This is a genomic window from Bacillus tequilensis KCTC 13622 (assembly GCF_000507145.1).
GTDB lineage: Bacteria > Bacillota > Bacilli > Bacillales > Bacillaceae > Bacillus > Bacillus tequilensis.
Genome location: NZ_AYTO01000008.1, coordinates 85,701 through 109,114, shown reverse-complemented (window position 1 = coordinate 109,114; position 23,414 = coordinate 85,701). Strand labels below are relative to the sequence as shown.

Here is a 23,414-nt window from a genome sequence, read left to right as displayed (position 1 = left end):
ATTGTTTACTGATGATCGTTCCCTCCTATAGTGTGACAAGGTTTGCATAGTCAGCCATTTTTTCTCTGCAAATATTTCTGGTATCGAAAATAATAGGTGCTGCATCCCGCAAGATGCTGTAATTGATATCATCATGATCAGTATGGATAATGACAACATCATATTGATTGACCTGCTCCTTCGTGAAAGGAACGGAATGCTTGGTGCTGCCGTCTTCTAAGCGGATTTCACTGATAAATGGATCATAGTAATCTATCGTGCATCCCTTTTTCATTAAATCACCGATAATTGCAAATGCAGAAGACTCACGAGAATCATTGGTATTTTTTTTATAAGCGGCGCCTATTAATAAAATACTGCATTGTTCTTTATCAACCAGCTTCATGGCATAGTCGGACACTGAAAACGGCATTTCAGAATTAATTTCATCCGCTAGATCAATCAGCTTTGTCTGTAATCCCTTTTGATTGGCTATCCATTTAAAATAAAAAGGATCAATCGGTATACAATGGCCGCCTACGCCAGGGCCGGGGCTGAACTTTTGAAACCCGAACGGCTTCGTGTCTGCCGCATTGATCACGTCCCATATATCAATATCGAGTTCTCGGCAATTGAGTGCCATTTCATTGATGAGAGCTATATTTACATAACGGTAGGTATTCTCTAGGAGTTTAGCTGTTTCTGCTACTTCTGGTGAGGTTACTGGATGAACGCTTGTAACGATGGTGTTGTAAAACGCTGAGGCAAGTTTTGTGCAATTCCGGGTCATTCCGCCGACCACTTTAGGGATATCGGCGACTTCATATTGGCTGTTTCCAGGATCGATTCGTTCAGGAGAATAAGCGATAAAAAAGTCGGAGCCTATGTTCACCTGCCGCCCTGATGCCATTCGATCAGCAATTTTTTGTTTGGTTGTCCCCGGATAGGTTGTACTTTCTAAAATTAAAAGCTGATTTGGCCTTCCATAAGCCAGCATGGTGTCAACCGCACTGTCTATGTAGCTGAGATCAGGAATTTTGTCTTTTTTGTTCAAAGGTGTCGGAACGCATATCACAACGATGTCGCAGTGTTCAATGAGAGACATATTTTCACTCACTTGAAAACGCTCTGTGTGCAGCGCCTCTTTTAATTGGTTATCGTCTATATCCCGAATATGGCTGTGTCCGTCTTTCAGCAAAGAAACTTTTTCACTGTTTTTATCGAAGCCGATGACGCTGTATCCTTTATTGACACATTCCAATGCAAGAGGAAATCCCACATATCCCATCCCCAATACACCTACGACAGCCTGTTTTGTTTCAATCAATTCTAAAAGCCGCTTATGACCGAGGTTTCGAGCTTCTTTTGTGACAGGATTCATTTTTGGCCCTCCTATAAGATAGAAAAGGATATTTTTTTACAAAATTAAACAATTATCGATCGATAAAGCTATTATACCAAAAGTAAAAAAACGGTAAATGAGTTTTGCATCCTTTTATTCGGTAGGACATATTGATGCCATTTGATGGTAATTGATATTTTACATACCTACGATAAGGTATTTATTAGGGAAATAGTGAGAAAATCTCCCTTAATTGAAAGAATATAGTGAAAAGTAAAAAAACAGGCCGAAGCCTGTTTTTTATTTCATATTTGCCTCTTTTACAGCAGATAGCAAGAGCTGCCCCGCTTCCTTTAATCTTTCTTTGCTGATATGTGTTATATTATCATTTTCAGTGTGATACCATGACCCAGGCTCTTGTTTATCCGGGCTGAGCCAAATCCAATTAGCTGAAGGTATGCCCGCTTCATAAAATGACACATGATCAGAGTATCCAAGCTGGGTAAGGCGAGGTGCGTCAAGCTGGGCCTTCTGGGCAGCATGTACCGCATAATTGACACTTGCATTCTTTTTGCCATCCGGAGTGGTTATATACAATTGGCTGGCTTCTTTCCAATCAGTTGCAATCATATCAGCGTTAAAGTTCGCACGGCTGTGTTTGATTTCATCTGAAGTAAGCGTACTGACATAATATGAGGAACCCGCTGACCACAGCTCTTCAGCTCCGAATAAGATAAAACGGATTTCTTTGTTTTTGGGAAGATCCTTGCTTTGCTTACTCATCTCCAGAACAGCAGATGTGCCTGATGCATTATCATCAGCCCCTGGTGCACCTTTAACTGTGTCATAATGGGCCGTTACATAAAGAATATCCGGGTGTTTTGTATGCTGCGCTTTGCGTGTCCCTATTATATTTTGTGAAGTGCGGTTTTGATAGTTTTTAAATTGAATGACAGCCTGCTTTTCTTTCAGTAAAGCTTCTCCGTCTTCTTTTTTCATCCCGGCTGCCGGTATTGTGATTTGTTTTGGTTTTATCGGACGGATCGCGAGGGGTTTTGTCTTGCTGTTATAAATAATGACAGCCTTTGCGCCAGCATCTTGGGCGTTTTTTAATTTTTGAGCTACTGATATTTTTCCCTCTCTGATAACGGCAATTTTTCCTTTTGCTTCTTTTACATCAAGGCTTAACCCATAGCCACCGTCAAAGACGCCAGCCTCTAATTTTTCTTCCTTTTCAACAGCGGTCTTATCTGCTGAGCGTATTGGATACTCGTGATCGCCTGCCATGACTGAACCAGAAAAATATGTTTTCACATGAAATGGCTGAGTGCGGACAGTTAATCCCTCATCTTGAAGCCGTTTTGATATGTATGATGCCGTTTCTTTTTCTTTCTCTGTCCCTGTTTCTCTCGGTCCTATGACTTCACTAAGCTCATGAATGGTTTCATATGCATGCTCTTCATCAAACAACGGGGCCTTTTCTGAAACGGAATGAGGCTGCGACTCGTTCAGCTGTGCAGCTGAAGCTCCCCATATAACGCTTCCGGCCAGTGCTGCTGACATCAATATCATTTTCATCTTCACATTCCTCCTCTTATTCACTCCTATCTTTTCGGTTCTGCAGTATTGATTCCTTTAAAAAGCAATAAAATGAATACTAATTACCAAATCAAGGTAATGAAATAGAAGGAGAATAAGAATGACGCTAGGAAAGTTTGCATAAAAAAACCGCCGAGAAAACCTCGGCGGTCAATTTATTACTTGTTTAAGTTGTAGAAAGAGTTAATACCGTGGTATTGAGCAGTTTCAGCCAACTGGTCTTCGATGCGAAGAAGCTGGTTGTATTTCGCAACACGGTCCGTACGAGACGGAGCACCTGTTTTGATTTGTCCTGCGTTCGTTGCCACAGCGATGTCAGCGATTGTGCTGTCTTCAGTTTCACCTGAACGGTGAGAGATAACGGCAGTGTAGCCTGCGCGTTTCGCCATTTCGATCGCATCGAATGTTTCAGTCAATGTACCGATTTGGTTTACTTTGATCAGGATAGAGTTGCCTACGCCGTTTTTAATACCTTCAGCAAGCTTTTTCGTGTTTGTAACGAAGAGGTCGTCACCGACAAGCTGAACTTTTTTGCCAAGACGCTCAGTAAGAAGCTTGTGGCCTTCCCAGTCGTTTTCGTCAAGTCCGTCTTCGATAGAGATGATTGGGTATTTAGAAACCATTTCTTCGTACCAGTCAACCATTTCAGCAGATGTTTTCACAACGCCTTCGCCAGACAGATGGTATTTGCCGTCTTCTTTGTTGTAGAACTCAGAAGATGCAGCATCCATAGCAAGTTTCACTTCTTCGCCAGGTTTGAAGCCGGCTTTTTCGATTGCTTCAACAATTGTTTGAAGCGCTTCTTCGTTAGAACCAAGGTTTGGAGCGAATCCGCCTTCATCACCTACAGCTGTGTTCATTCCTTTAGCAGAAAGAACTGATTTCAAGCTGTGGAAGATTTGAGCGCCCATGCGAAGTGCTTCATGGAAGTTAGGAGCACCTACAGGCATGATCATGAATTCTTGAATATCCACGTTGTTATCAGCATGCTCTCCGCCGTTTACGATGTTCATCATCGGTACAGGAAGAGTTTTTGAGTTGAATCCTCCAAGGTATTGGTAAAGAGGAATCTGTAAGAAATCAGCAGCTGCGCGTGCACAAGCCATAGATACGCCAAGGATTGCGTTCGCACCAAGTTTGCCTTTGTTTTCAGTACCGTCAAGCTCAATTAAAAGCTGATCGATTGCGTTTTGTTCAGTTACATCAAAGCCAAGAAGCTCTGGAGAAATGATTTCGTTTACGTTGTTAACAGCTGTTAACACGCCTTTTCCAAGGTAACGGTCTTTGTCGCCGTCACGAAGCTCAACTGCTTCGTATTCACCTGTAGAAGCTCCGCTTGGCACTAATGCGCGGCCGAAAGCTCCTGTTTCTGTATATACTTCAACTTCAACTGTTGGGTTGCCGCGGGAGTCTAATACTTCGCGTGCATAAACATCAACAATGTATGGCATGAGTTTTGTCTCTCCTTTTGATTTCAAATTATTTTTGAATTAAAGATGTTCCTGTCATTTCTTTCGGTTTTTCAACACCGAGAAGGTCTAATAACGTTGGTGCAAGGTCGCCTAGGATTCCGCCTTCACGCAACGTAATGCCTTCTTTCGTCACAATCACAGGGACTGGGTTTGTCGTATGCGCCGTGTGCGGTTCGCCTGATTCTGTAATCAGAATGTCAGCATTACCGTGATCAGCGGTAATGATGGCGTGTCCGCCTTTAGCGAGAATCGCGTCAACGACTTCGCCCAAGCATTCGTCCACTGCTTCAATTGCTTTAATTGTTGGTTCAACCATTCCGGAGTGGCCGACCATATCAGGGTTTGCGAAGTTCAGAATGATCGCGTCATGCTTGTCAGCTTCAATTTCTTTGACAAGCGCGTCCTTCACTTCATACGCACTCATTTCAGGCTTTAAGTCATACGTTGCAACTTTAGGCGAGTTGATGAGAATACGCTCTTCACCCGGGAATTCAGCTTCACGGCCGCCGCTCATAAAGAACGTGACGTGCGGATACTTTTCAGTTTCTGCAATTCGAAGCTGTTTTAATCCGTGCTGAGATAATACTTCTCCGACTGTGTTATCAAGATTTATCGGTTTAAACGCTACATAGCCGTCAACTGATTCACTGAAGTGCGTCAGGCAAACGAAATGCAGGTTTTTCGGATAATTCTCGCCGCGGTCGAAATCGCGGAAGTCTTTGTTTGTGAACGTGTTGGAAATCTGGATGGCGCGGTCCGGTCTGAAATTATAGAAAATCACAGAATCGCCGTCTTGGATTTTCGCAACAGGTTCACCGTTTTCTTTTGTGATGACAGACGGAATGACGAATTCATCATAAATTCCGTTCGCATAGGAATCATCAACAACATCCATTGCGCTGCGGTATGTCGGGCCTTCGCCGTATGCCATTGCGCGGTACGCTTTTTCTACACGGTCCCAGCGTTTGTCGCGGTCCATTGAGTAGTAGCGTCCGGACACACTGGCGATTTCCCCAATACCGATTTCCTCGATTTGTTCGTTCAGCTGCTTGATATAAGTTTTCGCTGTTTGCGGACCTACATCGCGGCCGTCAAGGAAACCATGAATGTAAACCTTTGTCAGTCCTTCATTTTTCGCAAGTTTTAACAATGCGAACAAATGGTTGATGTGGCTGTGCACACCGCCGTCTGATAAAAGGCCGAACAGGTGCAGGGCTTTGTTATTTTCTTTCGCGTTGTTCATTGCGTCAAGGAATGTTTGATTGCGTTCAAACTCTCCATCGCGAATGGCAACATTTACGCGTGTTAAGCTTTGGTACACAATACGTCCCGCACCGATATTTAAGTGACCTACCTCGGAGTTCCCCATCTGTCCGTCAGGAAGGCCTACAGCCTCACCTGAAGCAGTCAACGTTTGATGAGGATACTGGTTCCAGTAGCGGTCAAAATTCGGTTTTTTCGCTAAAGCGACTGCGTTTCCTACTGTTTCGTTGCGTAATCCGAACCCATCAAGAATGATGAGTGCAGCTGGTTTTTTACTCATATTGACCTTCCTCCAATAATTGAACGAATGACTGTGGCTCAAGGCTTGCGCCGCCGACCAAAGCACCATCAATATCGGACTCTGCCATATATTCTTTAATGTTTGCAGGCTTTACGCTTCCGCCATATTGAATACGAAGCTTGTCTGCAGTTTCTTGGCTGAAGCTTTCAGCGACGGTTTTACGGATATGCGCACACACGTCATTCGCATCTTTCGCTGTAGAAGATTTACCTGTTCCGATTGCCCAGATTGGCTCATACGCAATAACAGAAGCAGCAACTTGTTCTTCAGAAAGACCAGCAAGGCCTTTTTTCACTTGGTCAGCAACAAGATCATTTGTTTTGCCGGCTTCGCGCTCTTCAAGCGTTTCACCCACACAGATGATCGGCACAATGCCGTGTTTGAAAGCAGCATGTGCTTTTTTGTTAACTGTTTCATCAGTTTCAGCGAACATTTCACGGCGCTCAGAGTGTCCGATGACGCAGTAGTCAACGCCAAGGTCTTTCAGAGCAACCGGGCTGATTTCACCTGTGAACGCGCCGTTTTCTTCAAAGTGCATGTTTTGAGCGCCGACTTTAAGGTCAGTGCCTTTAACAGCAGAAGCAAGCTTTTCTAGGAAAAGCGCTGGCGCGCAAACAACAGCTTCCGCTTTGTCTGCTGCTGGAATGGAAGATTTCACTTCTTCAACGAAGCTGACAGCTTCGCCGAGTGTTTTGTTCATTTTCCAGTTACCGGCGATAATTGGTTTTCTCATCTGTTCCACTTCCTTATAGCAGTATTGAGATTATTTATCGTTCAGTGCAGCTACCCCTGGAAGCTCTTTGCCTTCCATAAACTCAAGGGATGCGCCGCCGCCTGTTGAGATGTGGCTCATTTTGTCAGCAAGGCCGAATTTTTCAACCGCTGCCGCAGAGTCTCCTCCGCCGATGACAGAGTATGTATCTTTCGCCTCTGCCAATGCTTCTGCAACCGCTTTTGTTCCTTGAGCGAACAAGTCGATTTCGAACACGCCCATCGGTCCGTTCCACACAACAAGTTTGCTGTTTTTGATAACGTCAGCATATGTTTCGCGTGTTTTCGTACCGATGTCGATTGCTTCTAAATCACTAGGGATTTCAGAAACCGGCACCATTTTTACGTTTGCATCGTTAGAGAAATCGTCTGCAACGAGTACATCTTCAGGCATATAGAAGTTAACGCCTTTTTCTTTCGCGCGGTCCATAAATGATTTGGCAAGCTCGATTTTATCTTCTTCAAGAAGAGATTTACCGACTTCATAGCCAAGCGCTTTAACGAAAGTATAGGCAAGACCTCCGCCGATGATCAGGTTGTCTACTTTATCAAGAAGACTTTCGATTACACCGATTTTGTCTTTTACTTTCGCTCCGCCGATGATCGCTGTGAACGGGCGGTCAGGGTTAGAAACGGCTTTTCCGAGTACATCAAGCTCTTTTTCCATTAAGAAACCTGCAACTGCTGGCAGATGCTCGGCAATTCCAGCTGTAGATGCGTGAGCACGGTGGGCAGCACCGAATGCGTCATTTACATATACATCTGCAAGCTCAGCAAATGCTTTTGCAAGCTCAGGATCATTTTTCTCTTCACCAGGGTAGAAACGTACGTTTTCCAATACAAGAACGTCTCCGTCCTTCATGTCAGAAATTTGTGCTTTTACAGCATCTCCGTAAGCTTCATCCGCTTTTTTCACTTCTTTTCCAAGCAGTTCGCCGAGACGTGCAGCAACAGGAGTTAAACGAAGCTCCTCAACCACTTCGCCTTTCGGGCGGCCCAAGTGGCTCGCAAGAAGGACTTTCGCGCCTTGTTCTGCAAGGTGTTTGATTGTTGGAAGCGCAGCACGGATACGTGTATCGTCTGTTACTTCCCCGTCTTTCATTGGAACGTTAAAGTCAACGCGGCAGAATACAACTTTGCCTTTTACGTCGATGTCTTTGAGAGTTTTCTTATTCATGCCAGGAGATCCTCCTTCAAAATGGTTTGCATACAGCACGAAAAACGTGAAACCGTCTGATCAAGCGCTAACGCCGCCAGGGCAGATCGGCAGTCTTTTTCGGCACAGGGCAGTTCGTCTAAAAGCCAGGGCAGCGGTCTTAGTCGAAAGCGCCGGCAAAGCTGCTGAAAAAGCGGTCGTTTCTCTATCACAGAACGTTTTCTGAAAGCCGGTCTTCATGGAAAAAGGGAAAGGGAGTCCGTCCCCTTCCCTTGTCCGCTTTCATTATAGCGCTTCTATACAAAAGAACCAAGTCAGGTCCTTTTTTCAGCTATGAATTAAAGACCTTTTTTTGCGATGTAAGCTGCAAGGTCAACAACGCGGTTAGAGTAGCCGCTTTCGTTATCGTACCAAGAGATTACTTTTACCATGCTGCCTTCCATAACCATTGTAGAAAGAGCATCGATTGTAGAAGAGTTTTTGTTTCCGTTGTAGTCGCCAGAAACTAATGGCTCTTCGCTGTAGCCAAGAATTCCTTTAAGATCGCCTTCAGCTGCTTCTTTAAGAGCTGCGTTTACTTCTTCTACTGTTACATCTTTGTTCAGTTCAGCAACCAAGTCAACTAGAGAAACGTTTGGAGTTGGAACACGCATTGCTCCGCCGTTCAGTTTGCCTTTTAGTTCAGGAAGAACTAGAGAAACTGCTTTAGCAGCACCCGTTGATGTTGGGATGATGTTTTCAGCTGCTGCACGCGCACGACGGTAGTCTTTGTGCGGAAGATCAAGGATTTGCTGATCGTTTGTGTAAGAGTGAACAGTTGTCATCATACCGCGTTTGATGCCGAATTTGTCGTTAAGTACTTTTGCAAACGGCGCAAGGCAGTTTGTTGTGCAAGATGCGTTAGAGATAACATCGTGGTTAGCTGCATCGTATTTATCTTCGTTAACACCCATAACGATTGTGATATCTTCTTCGTTAGCAGGAGCAGAGATGATTACTTTTTTCGCGCCAGCTTCTAAGTGTTTCGCAGCGTCTGCGCGTTTTGTGAAGAAACCAGTAGATTCAACTACGATTTCAACGCCTTGTTTGCCCCAGCTAAGTTTAGCAGGATCGCGTTCTGCAGAAACTTCAATTGTTTTTCCGTTAACAACAAGGTTGTTACCGTCAACTGAAACTTCAGCGTCTAATTTTCCGTGTACGGAATCATATTGTAAAAGGTGAGCAAGCATGTTAGCATCTGTTAAATCATTAACCGCTACTACCTCAACTTCAGGATTGTTTAATGCTGCGCGGAATACGTTACGTCCAATACGACCAAAACCGTTAATACCGACTTTTACTGCCATGATTATTTCCTCCTTTAAATAAGTGAGAGATATTTATATTGAGGGATTATTCATCCCTTAATAACTTCTTTGCGGCTCCTTCGTCTGTGACAAGAACCGTGTTGCGGGGCTTTTTAAAGTAAGCCTCGATCGCATCGGCTTTTGATGATCCGCCCGCTACCGCAATAATATCGGGGATGGCGTCTATATCATCCAGCTGCATTCCGACAGAATGCACTTTGTGGACCACTTCGCCGTCCGCGTTAAAATAGTAGCCGAACGCTTCTGTCACCGCGTCGTTGTCATCTATTTTCTTTAAGTCTTCTAAAGGTGTGTTTCTCCGTTCAGCCATAGTTTTAGCTTCACCGATTCCGTGAACCAGCATACTCGCTGATTTAATGGTGTTCAGCACCTCTTTGACAGAAGGCTCTTCAATAATAGATGAATAGGCGCCTTGTGACAGCTGTCCCGGAACAAACAAAAGCCGGTAAGTGCCTGAAGCCTTTTCCGCCATATGCGCGCATATGGTGTTCGCCTGGTTCTTCACGTCTTCGCCTAAACCGCCCCTTGCAGGCACAAACAAAAGCTCGCGGTTTTTAGAATCCGGCGTCATCATTTCGGCGACAGCTTCGATTGTCGTACCGCCTGTTACAGCGACGATATTTTTGCCTGAAAATCTTTTTTTCATACACGCGACAGCCGCTCTTCCCATTTCTTTTTTGACCCATGGGGATTGGTCGCTGTCACCGGACACAATAATAGCATCCTTAAGATTTAAACGTTCTTTTAATGTCTTTTCCAAAAGAGTCAAACCTAAAACATCTTTCATCGTATCTTCCAGAACGGAAAGCAGTTCATAGCCCTCTTCTGTCAATGTCATGCCGTTTGTTTTGATATCGACCAGGTTCTGTTCCTTTAAAAACTGAACCTCGCCTCTCAGCACACGTTCGCTGATTTCGAGACTGGCAGACAGGCTTCTTCGCCCAATGGGTTCTGTCAGTCTGATATACTGCAAGATTTCAAACCTCTTTTGCATAACGAGCAGAAGATCAGGCAATAATTTTTTTTGAGCTTGTAATAACTGGTTCATCTGACTCAAACGTTCCTTCCTTTTTTTGCTGGACATTATATGTCCCGCTATGACAAAAAACGTCCCATCATAGCCAAAAAAAATTATTTCTGCTTTCTTTAATTATTTTAACAGGCTGGAATTGTTTATTCAACTGTTAAGAGCCAATTCATCGACAATATTCGCAGAGTTTTCACACCGCAGCGTTTTATCCAGCACTATTTTTCCCTATATATCTATATCTTATACAGAAAACGCCAAAAGGTGCATCCCAGCATTAACAGCCCTTTCTATTCGAAGGGCTGTTATTTTAAAGCGTTTTCATTTTATCCAAAGCTTTTCAATTTCTTCGAGCGATTTATTCTTTGTTTCCGGGCAGATCGTAACGACAAACAGGAAGCAAAGGATGTTAATCACCGCAAAAATCCAGAATGTGTAGGCAAGGCCGAAAGAATCAATCATCATTGGAACAAACTGTCCAATCGCCCAGTTTGCTCCCCATAAGAAAATGGTCGCAATCCCTGCGGCTCTCGCCCGAAGATGGTTCGGGAAGATTTCAGAAATCATAATCCATGTGATCGGCCCGACCGATACACAGAAAGCAGCGACAAATCCTAATATAAGGACGATCAGCATGATCCCGCTGGTTAAATGAAAATAAAACGACGTTCCGATTAGAATCATAAAAATAGCCATAAAAGCAGAACCGATGGACATCAGTTTTTTTCGTCCGACTTTATCAATCAGCAAAACCGCAATGACCGTAAAAATGACTTCTACAACACCGACGATACAGGTTGTCACAAATCCGGCATTTTGCCCGTATCCCATCATTTTAAAAATTTCCGGCCCGTAGTAAGTAATGGCGTTCATGCCGATGACTTGGTTAAACAGCGCCAGCAGGATTCCAATGACGAGCGCCTTTCTGAGACCCGGCTTGAACAGCTGGGAGAGCGATCCCATTTGTTCTATTTTTAAAGAGTTCTCTATGTTCTTTAACTCTTCTTTTGCGACAGTTTCTCCATTAATACGTGTCAGTATCTTGAGCGCTTCTTTTGTTTTGCCCGCTTTCGCCAGCCACCTCGGACTTTCCGGAACAACGAGCAGGACAAGGAAAAAGATGACGGCCGGCACCATTCCATAAGCAAGCATCCATCTCCAGCCGGTGTGCACACCCCATTCGTAAGTTCCAGACCGCTGCACAGCGAGATTAATAAAGTACGTTGCGGAAATGCCCAATATCGTAAAAAGCTGATATAAGGATGAAAGGCTTCCCCGTATGGCAGGCGGCGCCGCTTCCGTAATATACGTTACAGAGAGCGAGGAGCCCATCCCGATCCCGAGGCCTCCGATAATCCTTGCAATGATTAAGGTGGAGACGTCTTGAGAAATCGCTGAAACGACTGCTGATATCGCAAATAACAAAGCGGCGGTCATTAAAATTTTTCTCCGGCCGAACCTGTCACTTAAAAATCCGGATATCCCGACGCCCGCTACTCCTCCGATCATAATGCTGGAAATCACGAGGCCTTCCATAAACGGACTCAGGCTGTATAAATCCTTCAGAAAACCGATGGCGCCCGAAATCACTGCCGTATCATAGCCGTACAGTAAGCCGCCAAGTCCCGCCGCGCATGAGATCAAAATAACAAATCCCATCGAATGGCTTCTTGTTACAGGAACATTTGGTTCTAATTGAGTTGGAGTATTCTTCATTTCCCTGCCCTCCCGAATGTAGAGTAAAGCGTTTACATTTATCCTTTCAATTGTACGTACTTATATTAAAATTTAACGAAAATTCCATTTAATTAGTACGTACAAATATAGAATAATCCTGTTTGCATTTTCTGTCAATGTTTTCTTACAAAGAACGCTGTGATATACTAAAATTTGTCCGTATACATTTTGGAGGAATAAATATGTTACCAAAATACGCTCAAGTAAAAGAAGCAATCAGTTCATGGATTAATCAAGGTAAAATACTGCCCGACCAAAAGATCCCTACCGAAAACGAATTAATGCAGCAATTCGGCGTCAGCCGGCATACCATTCGCAAAGCGATCGGAGACCTCGTCTCACAGGGTCTCTTATACAGTGTGCAAGGCGGAGGAACCTTTGTCGCTTCACGCTCTGCCAAGTCAGCGCTGCATTCCAATAAAACGATCGGTGTTCTGACAACCTACATATCAGACTATATTTTCCCGAGCATCATTAGAGGAATCGAGTCTTATTTAAGCGAGCAGGGATATTCCATGCTTTTGACAAGCACAAACAACAACCCGGACAATGAACGAAGAGGTTTAGAAAATCTGCTTTCCCAGCATATTGACGGACTCATCGTGGAGCCGACAAAAAGCGCACTGCAAACGCCGAATATCGGCTATTATTTGAATTTGGAGAAAAACGGCATTCCGTTTGCGATGATTAACGCGTCCTACGCTGAGCTTGCAGCACCGAGTTTTACCTTGGATGATGTAAAAGGCGGCATGATGGCGGCGGAGCATTTGCTGTCTCTCGGCCACACGCATACGATGGGTATTTTTAAAGCTGATGATACACAAGGCGTGAAACGGATGAACGGATTTATACAGGCGCACCGGGAGCGTGGGTTGCTTCCTTCTCCGGATATGATCGTGACGTTTACGACGGAGGAAAAAGAAGCAAGGCTGCTGGAGAAAGTGAAGGCCACACTTGAGAAAAACAGCAAGCATATGCCGACAGCCATTCTTTGTTATAATGATGAAATTGCGCTGAAGGTGATTGATATGCTCCGGGAGATGGATGTCAAGGTGCCGGAGCATATGTCTATCGTCGGGTATGATGATTCGCATTTCGCCCAAATCTCCGAGGTGAAATTAACCTCTGTCAAGCATCCGAAATCCGCGCTTGGAAAAGCAGCTGCAAAATATGTCATTGACTGCCTCGAGCATAAAAAGCCAAAACAAGAGGATGTCGTATTTGAGCCTGAGTTGATCATTCGGCAATCAGCCAGAAAACTGCATGAATAAAAAAAGCAATGTATGGGTCTCCCCGTTACATTGCTTTTTTTATAGCTGCTATCTGTTTTTCCAAACGTCAGCGATGATTTCAAACGAACGCATTCTGTCTGCATGTTCAAAGGTTTCTGAGTTGACCATAATTTCATCAGCCTGCGTTGTTTTGACAAAGTCTTCGAGCTTCGCCTTCACCTCTTCAGGACCCCCGACGATCGTGGAGCTCAGCTGCTCATTGACCATCGCTTTTTCATACGGGCTCCAAATTTGGTCCATGTCCTCAACAGGCGGCTTAAGCTGGTTCGGCGTGCCGCGCACAAGGTCAAGAAATCTTTGATAATGCGACGTCGCAAGGTGCTGCGCTTTCTCGTTTGTATCTGCCGCGATAATGGTGACGCCGACCATCGCATACGGTTCGTCGAGCACGTCTGACGGCGTAAAGGAGTTGCGGTACAGCTCCAAAGCGGGAACCGTATTCGCCGGTGAGAAATGGGCCGCGAACGCAAACGGAAGGCCAAGTTCGCCTGCCAGACGGGCGCTGAAGCCGCTTGAGCCCAGCAGCCAAATCGGCACATCTATGCCCTCTCCCGGTATGGCGCGGACTTGATTGCGCACATTTCCCGACGGTTTAAAGTAATGGCGCAGTTCCTCTAATTGTTCCGGAAAATCTTCACCGCTGCTAATGTTTCTGCGGAGCGCTCTTGCTGTCAATTGGTCCGTTCCCGGCGCACGTCCGAGCCCCAGATCAATCCGTCCGGGATACAGCGTTTCCAGCGTGCCGAATTGCTCGGCAATCACCAATGAAGAGTGGTTTGGAAGCATAATGCCGCCGGAACCGACGCGGATTTTTTTTGTACCGCCGGCAATATGGCCGATCAAAACCGCAGTAGCTGAGCTTGCGACACCTTCTATATTATGATGCTCAGCAAGCCAGTAGCGATGATAGCCCCATTCCTCAGCACGGCGTGCCAAGTCCATACTGTTTCGGAATGATTCCGCAATCGTTCCTCCCTGAACAACAGGAGATAAATTCAAGACAGAAAGCAAGGTATCTTTGCGTTGTTGAGTAGACATGTTTTTCTCCTTTGCAAATGTGTTATCAGTAAACAACAGCCTCAAGCTGTCAAGTCATGATCGAAAGGACTTCTCTCACACCATAACACAACCGCATTCAGGAATAAAAGAATTTGATTCGATGAAATTCGAACAATATAAAAACGAACAGTTTCATACCGTTATTCTGCCCCAAACAGCTCCTGCGCCATCTCAATAAAAAGCTTAGCCGCCAGAGAAGCCTCCTTCAGCGACGGAACAGCAAGCTGCACATCGCGATATACCTGCGGGTCCAGATCCCGCGTCACCACATGCTCCGGCAGCGGCATGCCCGACATGGACATTTCTGATAAAATCGCCAGCCCCAAGCCTTCTCTGATCATATTGATCGAGGTGTTCATGTTATAGACTGTAAAAGCGGCGTTCAGCGTAGCGCCCGCCTGCCTGAACATATCGTGAAAAGGTGATTCATAGCCGCCGTCACAGACGATTATCGGTTCATGATCGAGATCTTTCAGCGTAATGGCTGAACGGCTGCAAAGCGGGTGATCGTCTCTGAGCACAACGGCCATTTTATCTTTTTTCAGATGAATGTACTCCATCCCCTCTGATGGATACAGAAGAATGCCGACATCGATCATCCGCGTGTGAAGCCACTCCTTGACTTCATTTACGGTCCCCTCATGCAGTACGAGCTCCAGTTTCGGATATTTTTGTTTAAACTCACTGATCAGCTTCGGCATAAAATAAGCCGAGGCAGTTGAGAATGTGCCGATATGGATCGTTCCCAATTCAAAGCCTTTTTCCGCGGCCGCGACTTGTTCAACTTTTTCAACGCCTTTTAAAACTTCCCTGATGTGTACTAGCACCTTTTTTCCTGTCTCGGTCAGCATCAGGCCATTGCGGCGATCACGGATGATCAGCTTCATATCAAGCTCTGCTTCAATGGCAGAAATCGCATGGCTGACAGCCGGCTGCGTCATGTTCAGCGCCTGCCCCGCTTTTGTAAAGCTCCCCGTTTCAGCTATTTTTACGAAAACCCTTAATTGTGTAATGGTCATAACAATTTACTTATGCTCCTTATAAAAAAGATTCATTTTATTTATCTTATATTCTACCGTATCATATGATGGAAACGTTCTACAAGGAGTGATCGAAAAGTGAACCAGCTCTCAAAAACGCGGACAGCGCTCCTGCTCGCCTTTCTCGTCATCATGTGGGGCGTCAATTGGCCGCTGTCGAAAGCAGCGCTCGCCTATTCGCCGCCATTGTTGTTCGCGGGCATCCGGACGCTGATCGGTGGACTTTTATTAGTCATTGTCGCACTGCCGCGTATTCATAAATTGCGCTTAAAAGAAACATGGCCGATTTATCTTGTTTCTGCGATTTTAAATATTACATTATTCTATGGTCTGCAAACGATCGGGCTGAATTATCTTCCAGCCGGCTTGTTTTCCGCTATCGTCTTCTTTCAGCCGGTGCTGATGGGTGTGTTTTCTTGGCTGTGGCTCGGCGAATCGATGTTTGCGATGAAAGTGATCGGGCTGATCCTCGGTTTTGCGGGTGTAGCGGTCATTAGTGCCGCGGGCTTTGGCGGGCATATTTCTGTCATTGGGGTTCTGCTCGCTCTCGGCTCCGCAATCAGCTGGGCGCTCGGGACGGTATATATGAAAAAAACAGGCAGCCGTGTCGATTCCATTTGGATGGTCGCCTTGCAGCTGACGATCGGAAGCGTGTTTCTGCTGATATCCGGCTTTTGGACAGAAAGCTTTTCCGCGATCCAATGGACAGCTCCTTTTATCACAAGCCTGCTGTTCATCTCTGTATTCGTTATCGCGCTCGGCTGGCTTGTCTTTTTTACGCTTGTCGGTTCAGGAGAAGCAAGCAAGGTTGCATCCTACACTTTTTTGATTCCGCTCATATCGATTATGGCCAGCTCCATTTTCCTGCATGAACCGCTCACCCTTAGCCTCTTGGCGGGTCTGCTGCTGATTGTAACGAGCATCTGCCTCGTGAATTCGAAATCGAAAGCACAGAAAGCCGCGGCGATCGGTGTAAAGGAGAAGGCCGCACAATAATAAGAAACCCTCTTGCCGAATGCGGCAAGAGGGTTTTTATTTTATTTACTGATACCTGCGTCCTTTGACCAGATATGCCACTGTAATCAAAAGATAGATCGCCGCAGTGATGAGCGTAATGACGATTGACGTTGTCATGATGACCCCGATCAAAATGGCGAGTAATGCCAGTACCGCAAACCATGTTGTGTACGGGAACCATTTTACATAATAAGCCGGTGTTTCTATTTGCTGTTTTCTCGATTTCAAATGGGCGAGCCCGATGATCAGCCAAATGAATAAAACGGTATACCCCAATGATCCCATTAAGTAATTAAACGTTTGGCTCCCTGCGAACAGAGAAATCAATACGCCAATATAGAGAGAGGAAGTGCACATCAGAATGGCAAACATCGGCACGTTTTTCGATGAAAGCTTCGAAAAGATCTTCGGAAGTCTTCCGTCGGTTGCCTGTGTATATAAAATGCGTGATGATCCGTATAAACCTGAGTTCATCGAAGAAATGATCGCCAAAAGGATGACTGCATTCATGATATGATCCGCGCCCGGAATGCCAACCATTTTAAAGACCATCACGAAAGGACTCTCCGGAACGGAATTGACTTGATTCCATGGAATCAGGCTGACGATGATGAAAAACGGCAGCAGATAGAACGCGACAATCCGTGTCAGTGTGCTGCGGACAGCTTTCGGGACAACCTTTTCCGGATTCTTTGTTTCGGCAAGTGTCACACCGATAATTTCTGTACCGCCGTAAGAGTAGATGACGACAAGCATTGCCGTAATCAGCCCTGTGCCGCCGTGCGGGAAAAATCCGCCGTGCTCTGTCAGGTTCGAAAATCCGGCAGCTGTGTGATCACCGAATGAGACGAATAAAAGCAATAATCCTAAAATAATAAAGACAATAATAACGGTAATCTTGATCATGGCCAGCCAATATTCGGTTTCGGCGAAGATCTTAACAGAAAGCAAGTTCACAATCGTGACGACGAGAGAAATCCCCAATGCCAGCACCCAAATCGGGCAGCCCGGCAGCCAATATTGAATAAAAATCGCAGCTACAACAGCTTCAGCCGCAATATTAAGCACCCACATCTTCCAATATATCCAATCCAGAAAATAAGCGGCGTAATTCCCTAACACCTGCTGGACAAGGTCCCGGAAGGTTCTGGCGTTACGGTTGCGCACAGCCATTTCCGCGAGCCCCTGCATAATAAACAGCAAAATTATTCCGCCAAGCAGGTAAGCGATAATGACAGATGGCCCTGCCACATCGATCGCCGAGCTGCTCCCTTTAAATAAACCCGCGCCGATTGCGCCGCCCAGCGCCATCATCATAATATGGCGGGACGTCATCGTGCGCTTTAACGTCTGATTGTCCTTTTTCATCCTCTTCTACCTCTCCTTCTCGTTTTCAAAAACAAAAAAAGCCCGCCGTCTCCTATCTACATCTAATAGATAAAGAGACGACGAGCCTTTGGCTGACCGCGGTACCACTCTTGTTGATTCTTCATGAAGAATCCAGCTTTTGACCTGTAACGAAGGTTAGCCGTTAAAACATAGGGAATATTCAATCTATTCCGTTCCGTCTTACCACTCCCGGGCGAGTTCAAAGAAGAATCAGGCTGCGTCGCACCACCCCGCAGCTCTCTGTTCTGATCACTTTCTTTTACTGCTCCCAATCTATGTGTTTTAGTTTTCTGAAAAACTTAAATTTTATGATCTGAATATATTAACATAATATACGTGCTTCTCATTTCCCTGTCAATAACTTCAGAGAAAAAAAGAATCTGTTATTTTGTCCCTTTTTGAATGGCTTTCCAAAAGGACTCTGACTCGTTCCCTAATGCATAGACTGAGACACCTGCTATTTTATATAGCTTTGACAAATGGCTTTTCGTTTGAACGGTTTTTTCGTTTTCATACCACACGACATGTTTATGTTTCTTTTTGTCAAGGTAGGAAAATGTCATCGAACCTGATTTTTTGTGGAATGCCGGCTTTGCTTTCTGCTTTTTGATGAGAGATTTGAGTTCATTCCATTCTCTCGCTGCGCTGCCGCTTCCGTCTTTGACATCCCAGTCATAGCCGTATGCGGGAATTCCCATAATGACTTTATTGGCTTTGATTTTTTTGACTGAAAACTGCAGGGAGCTTTTGATCCAGCTTGTGCTCGCCACTGATCCCGGATCGCCCCAAATGCCGTGTTCGTCGTAAGTCATGACTTGTACGTAATCCGCATATTTACCGATTTTCGCATAATCATACGGCCAGCTCCAGTCATCTTTTTGATCATCGGCGCTTTTGGCGGGAACCGAAACCATTGTTTTGATCTGTTTCTTTTTCAAAGCCTGTGAAACATCCTGAATGAAGCGTGAATATTTGGATCTGTCTTCTGGATTCACTGCTTCAAAATCGATATTGATACCGTAGTATGAGTGCTTTTTGTCCAGTGCTATCAGCTGATCTGTGAAACGTTTTTTCGCTGTTTTATTACTCATAACTCGACTCGCTAAATCTCCGTCAAAATCGGAAATGGCGTCATTATAGTTAGAAATGACGGCCCATGTCTTGATTTTTGTCTTCTTCGCATATGTCAGCTGCTTAGTTGGGGCATCGCCAATGATATGTCCGTTTTTTTCAAACGCAAACGTATCTGTGGCGATGGAATTCATGTATGTATGATATTTCGCAAGAGAATTGTACGAGGCCGTATCACCAGTCGTGTAGCCTAATGTCATGCCGGCTGCCTTCGCCTCTGCGTTTGAATACATAAACAGAACAATCGCAATCGCCAGTGAAATCGCTGCGATCAGCCACTTTTTCATCGCATTTCCTCCTTATTCAAGCCATACTCTTCTCATCGGCGAAAATATCAGAAATTAAAGTTTTTTCAAGCAAAAACCCGGCATATGCTGCCGGGCTTTCTGAGATCAGCGGTCAGAGACGAGAATATATGCGGCTTTTACAGGTCCGTGCACCCCGACGACTAAATCCATTTCGATGTCGGCTGAGTTGCTCGGTCCGGTAATGTAGTTGATGCATGAAGGAACAGTGACGCCGTCCGCAATGTTTTGACGGATGATATCACTGGCTTGCGTCATTCTCGGCACGATGCTTGATTTCGGGACAATCGCAATATAGGTCGTCGGCAGAAGGCTGACAGACCGGCCGATGTCTTTCGAGGAAAAGAGGACAACTGTCCCCGACTCTGCCAGTGTGATCTCGCTGAATGTAATCCCTACATTGGCTTGCTCCGCTTTTTTGATATTTTCTTCCCCTTTGGCGGCATCCCACTCCCAGACCGGCGTGCCATCGTTCGGCCAGTCCTTGGTGAGCAGGCTTTTTAGACCGTATGCTTCAAAGCGGGGGTCCTTCGGAATGATGACAGGGCCTCCTGAAAAACGGCTGACTTGCTCGCGCAGGGCATCGTAAAGGCCCGTTGAATCCGTTTCAATCAGCTCTGTATGGATTTTGACACAATGGTTTTTAAGCACCGTGACTAAGTCATCCGCTGAATATCCTGCAAGCGTTTGATGCTGCGGCTGGTGCGCCCACTCAGGGACTGCCACGCCTCCTGTTCTTCTTTCACGGCCCAGGCGTGATGCGATTCGGTTTAAAAAGCTCTCCTGATTCTGAATGGTTCCCTTCGTCGTCATCACTTCTCCTCCTTCGTGCGTTCACTTGTTTCTCTATCTGTAAACCAGTCTCTGAATCTCGATTTATGCGGTGCCGGGAAGTCGCGGATCTGCGTCCAGCTTTTGAGCGGGCCGGGCCCTTTCGAAATTTTGTCGTCCTCTGTAAAAGGCGTCATGGCGGCCGGTGCCCATTTTGAGCCCATTTTGTAAAGCGACAAAGAGGATGCGCCAAGCCCGAATGCTTTCATCGCAAGCTTTTCACTGATCGGCGCTTTGCCTTCTTTTTCGACGATGTTCTGGCGATGCTTGAGAAGCAGTTCATGCAGCGGAATTTTGACCGGACAAGCTTCTGTACAAGCAGCGCACAGTGAAGACGCATACGGCAGTTCCTTAAAATCGTCGTAACCCCCGAGCAACGGCGATAAAACTGCTCCGATCGGCCCCGAATAGATGGAGCCGTATGAGTGTCCGCCGACATGGCGGTATACTGGGCAGACATTGATACAGGCGGCACAGCGGATGCATTGCAGCACAGATTGGAATTCCGTTCCGAGAATGTTGGAGCGGCCATTGTCAACAATGACAAGATGGAATTCCTCCGGCCCGTCCGCTTCCTCTTCCAGCTTTGGACCTGTCAAAGCCGTAATATAACTTGTCAGCCGCTGTCCGACAGCGCTTCTTGTCAGCATGCTGACAAGCACTTCAAATTCAGAAAATGACGGGACGATCCGCTCCATTCCCATGACGGTGATTTGTGTTTTCGGCAAGGTGCTGACAAGCCGTCCATTTCCTTCATTGGTCACAAGGCTGACAGAACCCGTGTCAGCGATGGCGAAGTTGCAGCCGGTTATGCCGATATCCGCTTCCAGAAACTTTTCCCGCAAGATGGCGCGCGCGTGCATGACAAGCTCTTCCGGTTTTTCGGTATGCTGATAGTTGAGCCTTTCTGTAAACACATCGCGTATCTGCTCTTTATTTTTATGAAGGGCGGGCGCTACGATATGTGACGGCGGATCATGATCATCAATCTGCAAAATATATTCGCCCAGGTCAGTTTCAACGACTTCGCAGCCTTCCTGCTCCAGCACCTCATTCAGATTGATTTCCTCTGTGACCATAGATTTTGATTTTACGATTTTCTTCCCGTTCTGCTTTTGAATGACATCGCGAATATAAGAAGACGCCTCCTCCGATGTTTCCGCGAAGTAGACATGCCCGCCTCTTTTCGCCACATTTTCGGCAAGCTGACCGAGATAGAAATCGAGGTTGTCAAGGACGTGCTGCCTGATTTCCTCTGATAGCGAGCGCCACTCTTCCCAGTTTCCCAGCTCTTCTGCCGCTTCAAGGCGCCGTGTCCGCAGACGCTCCTGCGCCCCCAAAACAGCGCCTCTCATAAATTCATTATCAATCCCCTGTGATACCCGCTCTTTAAAAGCGTCAGTACCGATTTTCATCGCCATGATCCTTTTCCCCCTCTGTATCCAGTTTTATCTGCTGTTGAGCACTTCGGCGATGTGCATCACTTTGACATTCTTGTCTTTTCGGTCAAGCCGTCCCCCGATATTCATCAAACAGCCGCAGTCAGCGCCGATCAGCACCTCTGCTCCCGTTTCCTCAACACATGCGACTTTTTCATCGACCATCTGCTCAGAAATCTGCGCCATTTTGACGGAGAACGTTCCTCCAAATCCGCAGCAGTTATGTTTGCCCGGAAGCGCTGTAAACTCTAAGCCCTTCACATGGCTCAGAAGTTTCATCGGCTCCTCCCGAACCCCGAGCAGCCTTGTCATATGGCACGACGTATGCAAGGTCGCTTTTGTATGAAGGGTCGCGCCGACATCCTCGACCCCAAGGACATTTACGATAAAATCCGTCAGTTCATACGTTTTATCGGCAAGCTTTTGCGCTTTGTCTGCCCATTTCGGATCATCCGCAAACAAGTGCGGATACTCCCTGAACATTGTCGTGCAGGAGCCGGAAGGACTGACGACATATTCGGAATCCTCAAACGTTTCGATCATCCGTTTCATTGCTTTTTTGGCGTCATGGACATAGCCGCTGTTGTAAGCCGGCTGCCCGCAGCAAATTTGCCCTTCCGGAAAATCAACCTCACACCCAAGCCGCTCCAGCAGCTCAACCGTTGCTTTTCCGACATTTGTTTGAAACATATCAACAAGACAAGTGACAAAAAGTGAGACTTTCATGATGAACCCCTCTCTTATCCCCAATATATGATCAGGTCATCTGATGACCTGACTTAAAATAACTCTATGAATATCGTACACTATTCTGACAATAAAAGGGAAGGTTTTTCTAAACATCCGCAATAAAAAACGCCTGTTTCACTGGACAGACGTTCATAGCACTATACCCTTTTTCACTGGCCATACAGGCACTTTCTGTACTTTTTATATGTTTTCATAAATAAATAAAAGAAGCTAAGAGCGCTAAAGAGAACAATCCAGCCTGCTCCCCCTCTCATTAGTGCAATAGGTGTTTCAAATAAAAAGGCTCTGATAAAAGCCGCTCCGGTCTTATCCCACAGACCCGGCGTATAATATAAACTCTGAGGACGGATAAATAAATCAATAGTCAAAGCTTTGGTAGTATAGAGAATCAAAATGAAGGATAAAAATAGAAAAGAAAGTGCAAAGTATGATTGCAACAGGCGTTTATATCTTCCGGCTCTTGATTCTGTATCAGAAAAAATATCGTCTGATGCATTGGCATCCTCTTTTCTAAAATAATGCAGGCCTTGTGAACTGAAAAGATGCTTCCATCCGCTGTCTTCAAAAAGAGTCCGATAATCAGTAAAATCCTCCGGATGTGTAAATGTGCGATAGTCAATTCTGATGGTAGAGTTGTCAGAGGATGCTTCATCTGCAAAACGATAGGATAACAACCCTCTCCCTTCTAATTCACACCCCTTATATGCCATCTTATTGAGCCATTGTTCCTCACTGTCAATGTCCATAAAATATCTGTATTTCTTCATATGGCCTCCCCCTTTTTATTTAATTTCCGCCTCGTTATGCCGACCAGCTGCTCCATTCTCTCCATGTCCTTCCTTAACACATTTCTTCCAAATTCAGTGATGATATATGTTTTTCTGCGGCGATCATCACTTGGATAGGGCTCAATCAATTGATGTTTCAATAAGTTTTCGATTGCTCCATAAAGAGTTCCGGGCGCCATTTTCACTCTTCCGCCGCTAAGTTCTTCAATATTTTTCATAATGATGTAGCCGTGAGCAGGATGTAACAAAGATAAAAGAACATAGTAAACAGTCTCAGTCAGCGGCAAATGCTTATTTTCATTCATATAACGGCCTCCATACTCAGTATCACTGTATAATGCTATCATATACAGTGATAC

The 23,414-nt window shown here is 45.5% G+C and carries 21 protein-coding genes and 1 other annotated feature; of the genes, 3 read left to right on the top strand and 18 right to left on the bottom strand.

Translation table 11 applies throughout. The annotated features are described in order from the left end of the window. Positions 1–25 precede the first annotated feature (25 nt). The 6 genes from V756_RS0103755 to V756_RS0103730 all read right to left on the bottom strand — a co-directional run bounded on the left by V756_RS0103755 (position 26) and on the right by V756_RS0103730 (position 7,904). Positions 26–1,360, bottom strand: a complete 1,335-nt coding sequence (locus V756_RS0103755) for a nucleotide sugar dehydrogenase (protein ID WP_024713490.1) — start codon at positions 1,358–1,360, stop codon at positions 26–28. Between the two features lie 261 nt (positions 1,361–1,621). Continuing rightward, entirely contained in the window at positions 1,622–2,899 is a 1,278-nt protein-coding gene (locus V756_RS0103750) for a M20/M25/M40 family metallo-hydrolase (protein WP_024713489.1), read from the bottom strand. Positions 2,900–3,078: 179 nt separating this feature from the next. Next, the gene (gene eno, locus V756_RS0103745; protein WP_024713488.1) at positions 3,079–4,371 is read right to left on the bottom strand and encodes a phosphopyruvate hydratase; all 1,293 of its coding nucleotides are present in this window, start codon (positions 4,369–4,371) and stop codon (positions 3,079–3,081) included. Between the two features lie 28 nt (positions 4,372–4,399). After that, on the bottom strand, positions 4,400–5,935 hold the full coding sequence (gene gpmI, locus V756_RS0103740; RefSeq protein WP_024713487.1) for a 2,3-bisphosphoglycerate-independent phosphoglycerate mutase: 1,536 nt from the start codon (positions 5,933–5,935) through the stop codon (positions 4,400–4,402). Beyond that, positions 5,928–6,689 carry a triose-phosphate isomerase gene (gene tpiA, locus V756_RS0103735; protein ID WP_024713486.1) on the bottom strand — a complete coding sequence of 254 codons (762 nt, stop codon included), beginning with the start codon at positions 6,687–6,689 and terminating at the stop codon, positions 5,928–5,930. Before tpiA ends, gpmI begins: the two co-directional genes overlap by 8 nt. 30 nt (positions 6,690–6,719) lie before the next feature. Next, on the bottom strand, positions 6,720–7,904 hold the full coding sequence (locus V756_RS0103730; protein ID WP_024713485.1) for a phosphoglycerate kinase: 1,185 nt from the start codon (positions 7,902–7,904) through the stop codon (positions 6,720–6,722). Between V756_RS0103730 and V756_RS1000000123825 the strand changes: the two genes are divergently transcribed. Then, complete coding sequence (locus V756_RS1000000123825) at positions 7,903–8,109, top strand: hypothetical protein (RefSeq protein ID WP_255210010.1); 207 nt, start codon at positions 7,903–7,905, stop codon at positions 8,107–8,109. The two genes, V756_RS0103730 and V756_RS1000000123825, sit on opposite strands and share 2 nt — an antisense overlap. Before the next feature lie 112 nt (positions 8,110–8,221). Here the strand turns inward: V756_RS1000000123825 and gap are convergent, their stop codons facing one another. The 3 genes from gap to araE form a co-directional block, all read right to left on the bottom strand. Further along, on the bottom strand, positions 8,222–9,229 hold the full coding sequence (gap, locus tag V756_RS0103720) for a type I glyceraldehyde-3-phosphate dehydrogenase (protein ID WP_024713484.1): 1,008 nt from the start codon (positions 9,227–9,229) through the stop codon (positions 8,222–8,224). Positions 9,230–9,275: 46 nt separating this feature from the next. Next, positions 9,276–10,298 carry a gapA transcriptional regulator CggR gene (cggR, locus tag V756_RS0103715; RefSeq protein WP_024713483.1) on the bottom strand — a complete coding sequence of 341 codons (1,023 nt, stop codon included), beginning with the start codon at positions 10,296–10,298 and terminating at the stop codon, positions 9,276–9,278. Positions 10,299–10,598: 300 nt separating this feature from the next. After that, complete coding sequence (gene araE / locus V756_RS0103710; RefSeq protein ID WP_024713482.1) at positions 10,599–11,993, bottom strand: arabinose-proton symporter AraE; 1,395 nt, start codon at positions 11,991–11,993, stop codon at positions 10,599–10,601. Positions 11,994–12,196: 203 nt separating this feature from the next. Here araE and araR point away from each other — a divergent pair, with 203 nt between their 5' ends. Further along, complete coding sequence (araR, locus tag V756_RS0103705) at positions 12,197–13,285, top strand: arabinose utilization transcriptional regulator AraR (protein WP_024713481.1); 1,089 nt, start codon at positions 12,197–12,199, stop codon at positions 13,283–13,285. A 48-nt stretch (positions 13,286–13,333) separates the two neighbouring features. Here araR and V756_RS0103700 read toward each other — a convergent pair whose 3' ends face one another. After that, positions 13,334–14,344: an LLM class flavin-dependent oxidoreductase gene (locus V756_RS0103700; RefSeq protein WP_024713480.1), complete on the bottom strand. Its 1,011-nt coding sequence runs from the start codon at positions 14,342–14,344 to the stop codon at positions 13,334–13,336. Positions 14,345–14,505: 161 nt separating this feature from the next. Further along, positions 14,506–15,384, bottom strand: a complete 879-nt coding sequence (locus V756_RS0103695) for a LysR family transcriptional regulator (RefSeq protein WP_024713479.1) — start codon at positions 15,382–15,384, stop codon at positions 14,506–14,508. Positions 15,385–15,483: 99 nt separating this feature from the next. On the opposite strand from V756_RS0103695, the gene V756_RS0103690 reads away from it, so the two are divergent. Continuing rightward, positions 15,484–16,401 (top strand): DMT family transporter, encoded by a 918-nt coding sequence (locus tag V756_RS0103690; RefSeq protein WP_024713478.1) that lies wholly within the window; start codon positions 15,484–15,486, stop codon positions 16,399–16,401. Between the two features lie 45 nt (positions 16,402–16,446). On the opposite strand, the gene V756_RS0103685 is transcribed toward V756_RS0103690, so the two are convergent. From V756_RS0103685 to V756_RS0103655, 7 genes are all read right to left on the bottom strand, one after another. Further along, positions 16,447–17,790, bottom strand: a complete 1,344-nt coding sequence (locus tag V756_RS0103685) for an amino acid permease (RefSeq protein WP_024713477.1) — start codon at positions 17,788–17,790, stop codon at positions 16,447–16,449. A 70-nt stretch (positions 17,791–17,860) separates the two neighbouring features. Then, positions 17,861–18,096 (bottom strand) — a binding site (T-box leader). 98 nt (positions 18,097–18,194) lie between these two features. Then, positions 18,195–19,229 (bottom strand): glycosyl hydrolase family 18 protein, encoded by a 1,035-nt coding sequence (locus V756_RS0103680; protein ID WP_024713476.1) that lies wholly within the window; start codon positions 19,227–19,229, stop codon positions 18,195–18,197. 105 nt (positions 19,230–19,334) lie between these two features. Then, positions 19,335–20,060, bottom strand: a complete 726-nt coding sequence (lutC, locus tag V756_RS0103675; protein WP_024713475.1) for a lactate utilization protein LutC — start codon at positions 20,058–20,060, stop codon at positions 19,335–19,337. After that, positions 20,060–21,499: a lactate utilization iron-sulfur protein LutB gene (gene lutB / locus V756_RS0103670; protein WP_024713474.1), complete on the bottom strand. Its 1,440-nt coding sequence runs from the start codon at positions 21,497–21,499 to the stop codon at positions 20,060–20,062. The genes lutC and lutB overlap by 1 nt, the downstream gene beginning before the upstream one ends. Positions 21,500–21,526: 27 nt before the next feature. Continuing rightward, positions 21,527–22,243, bottom strand: a complete 717-nt coding sequence (gene lutA, locus V756_RS0103665) for a lactate utilization iron-sulfur protein LutA (RefSeq protein WP_024713473.1) — start codon at positions 22,241–22,243, stop codon at positions 21,527–21,529. 173 nt (positions 22,244–22,416) lie between these two features. Next, a complete protein-coding gene (locus V756_RS0103660) occupies positions 22,417–23,034 on the bottom strand; it encodes a DUF2812 domain-containing protein (protein WP_024713472.1) in 618 nt (205 codons plus the stop codon). Continuing rightward, a complete protein-coding gene (locus tag V756_RS0103655; RefSeq protein ID WP_024713471.1) occupies positions 23,031–23,360 on the bottom strand; it encodes a PadR family transcriptional regulator in 330 nt (109 codons plus the stop codon). Before V756_RS0103655 ends, V756_RS0103660 begins: the two co-directional genes overlap by 4 nt. Between the last annotated feature and the right edge of the window lie 54 nt (positions 23,361–23,414).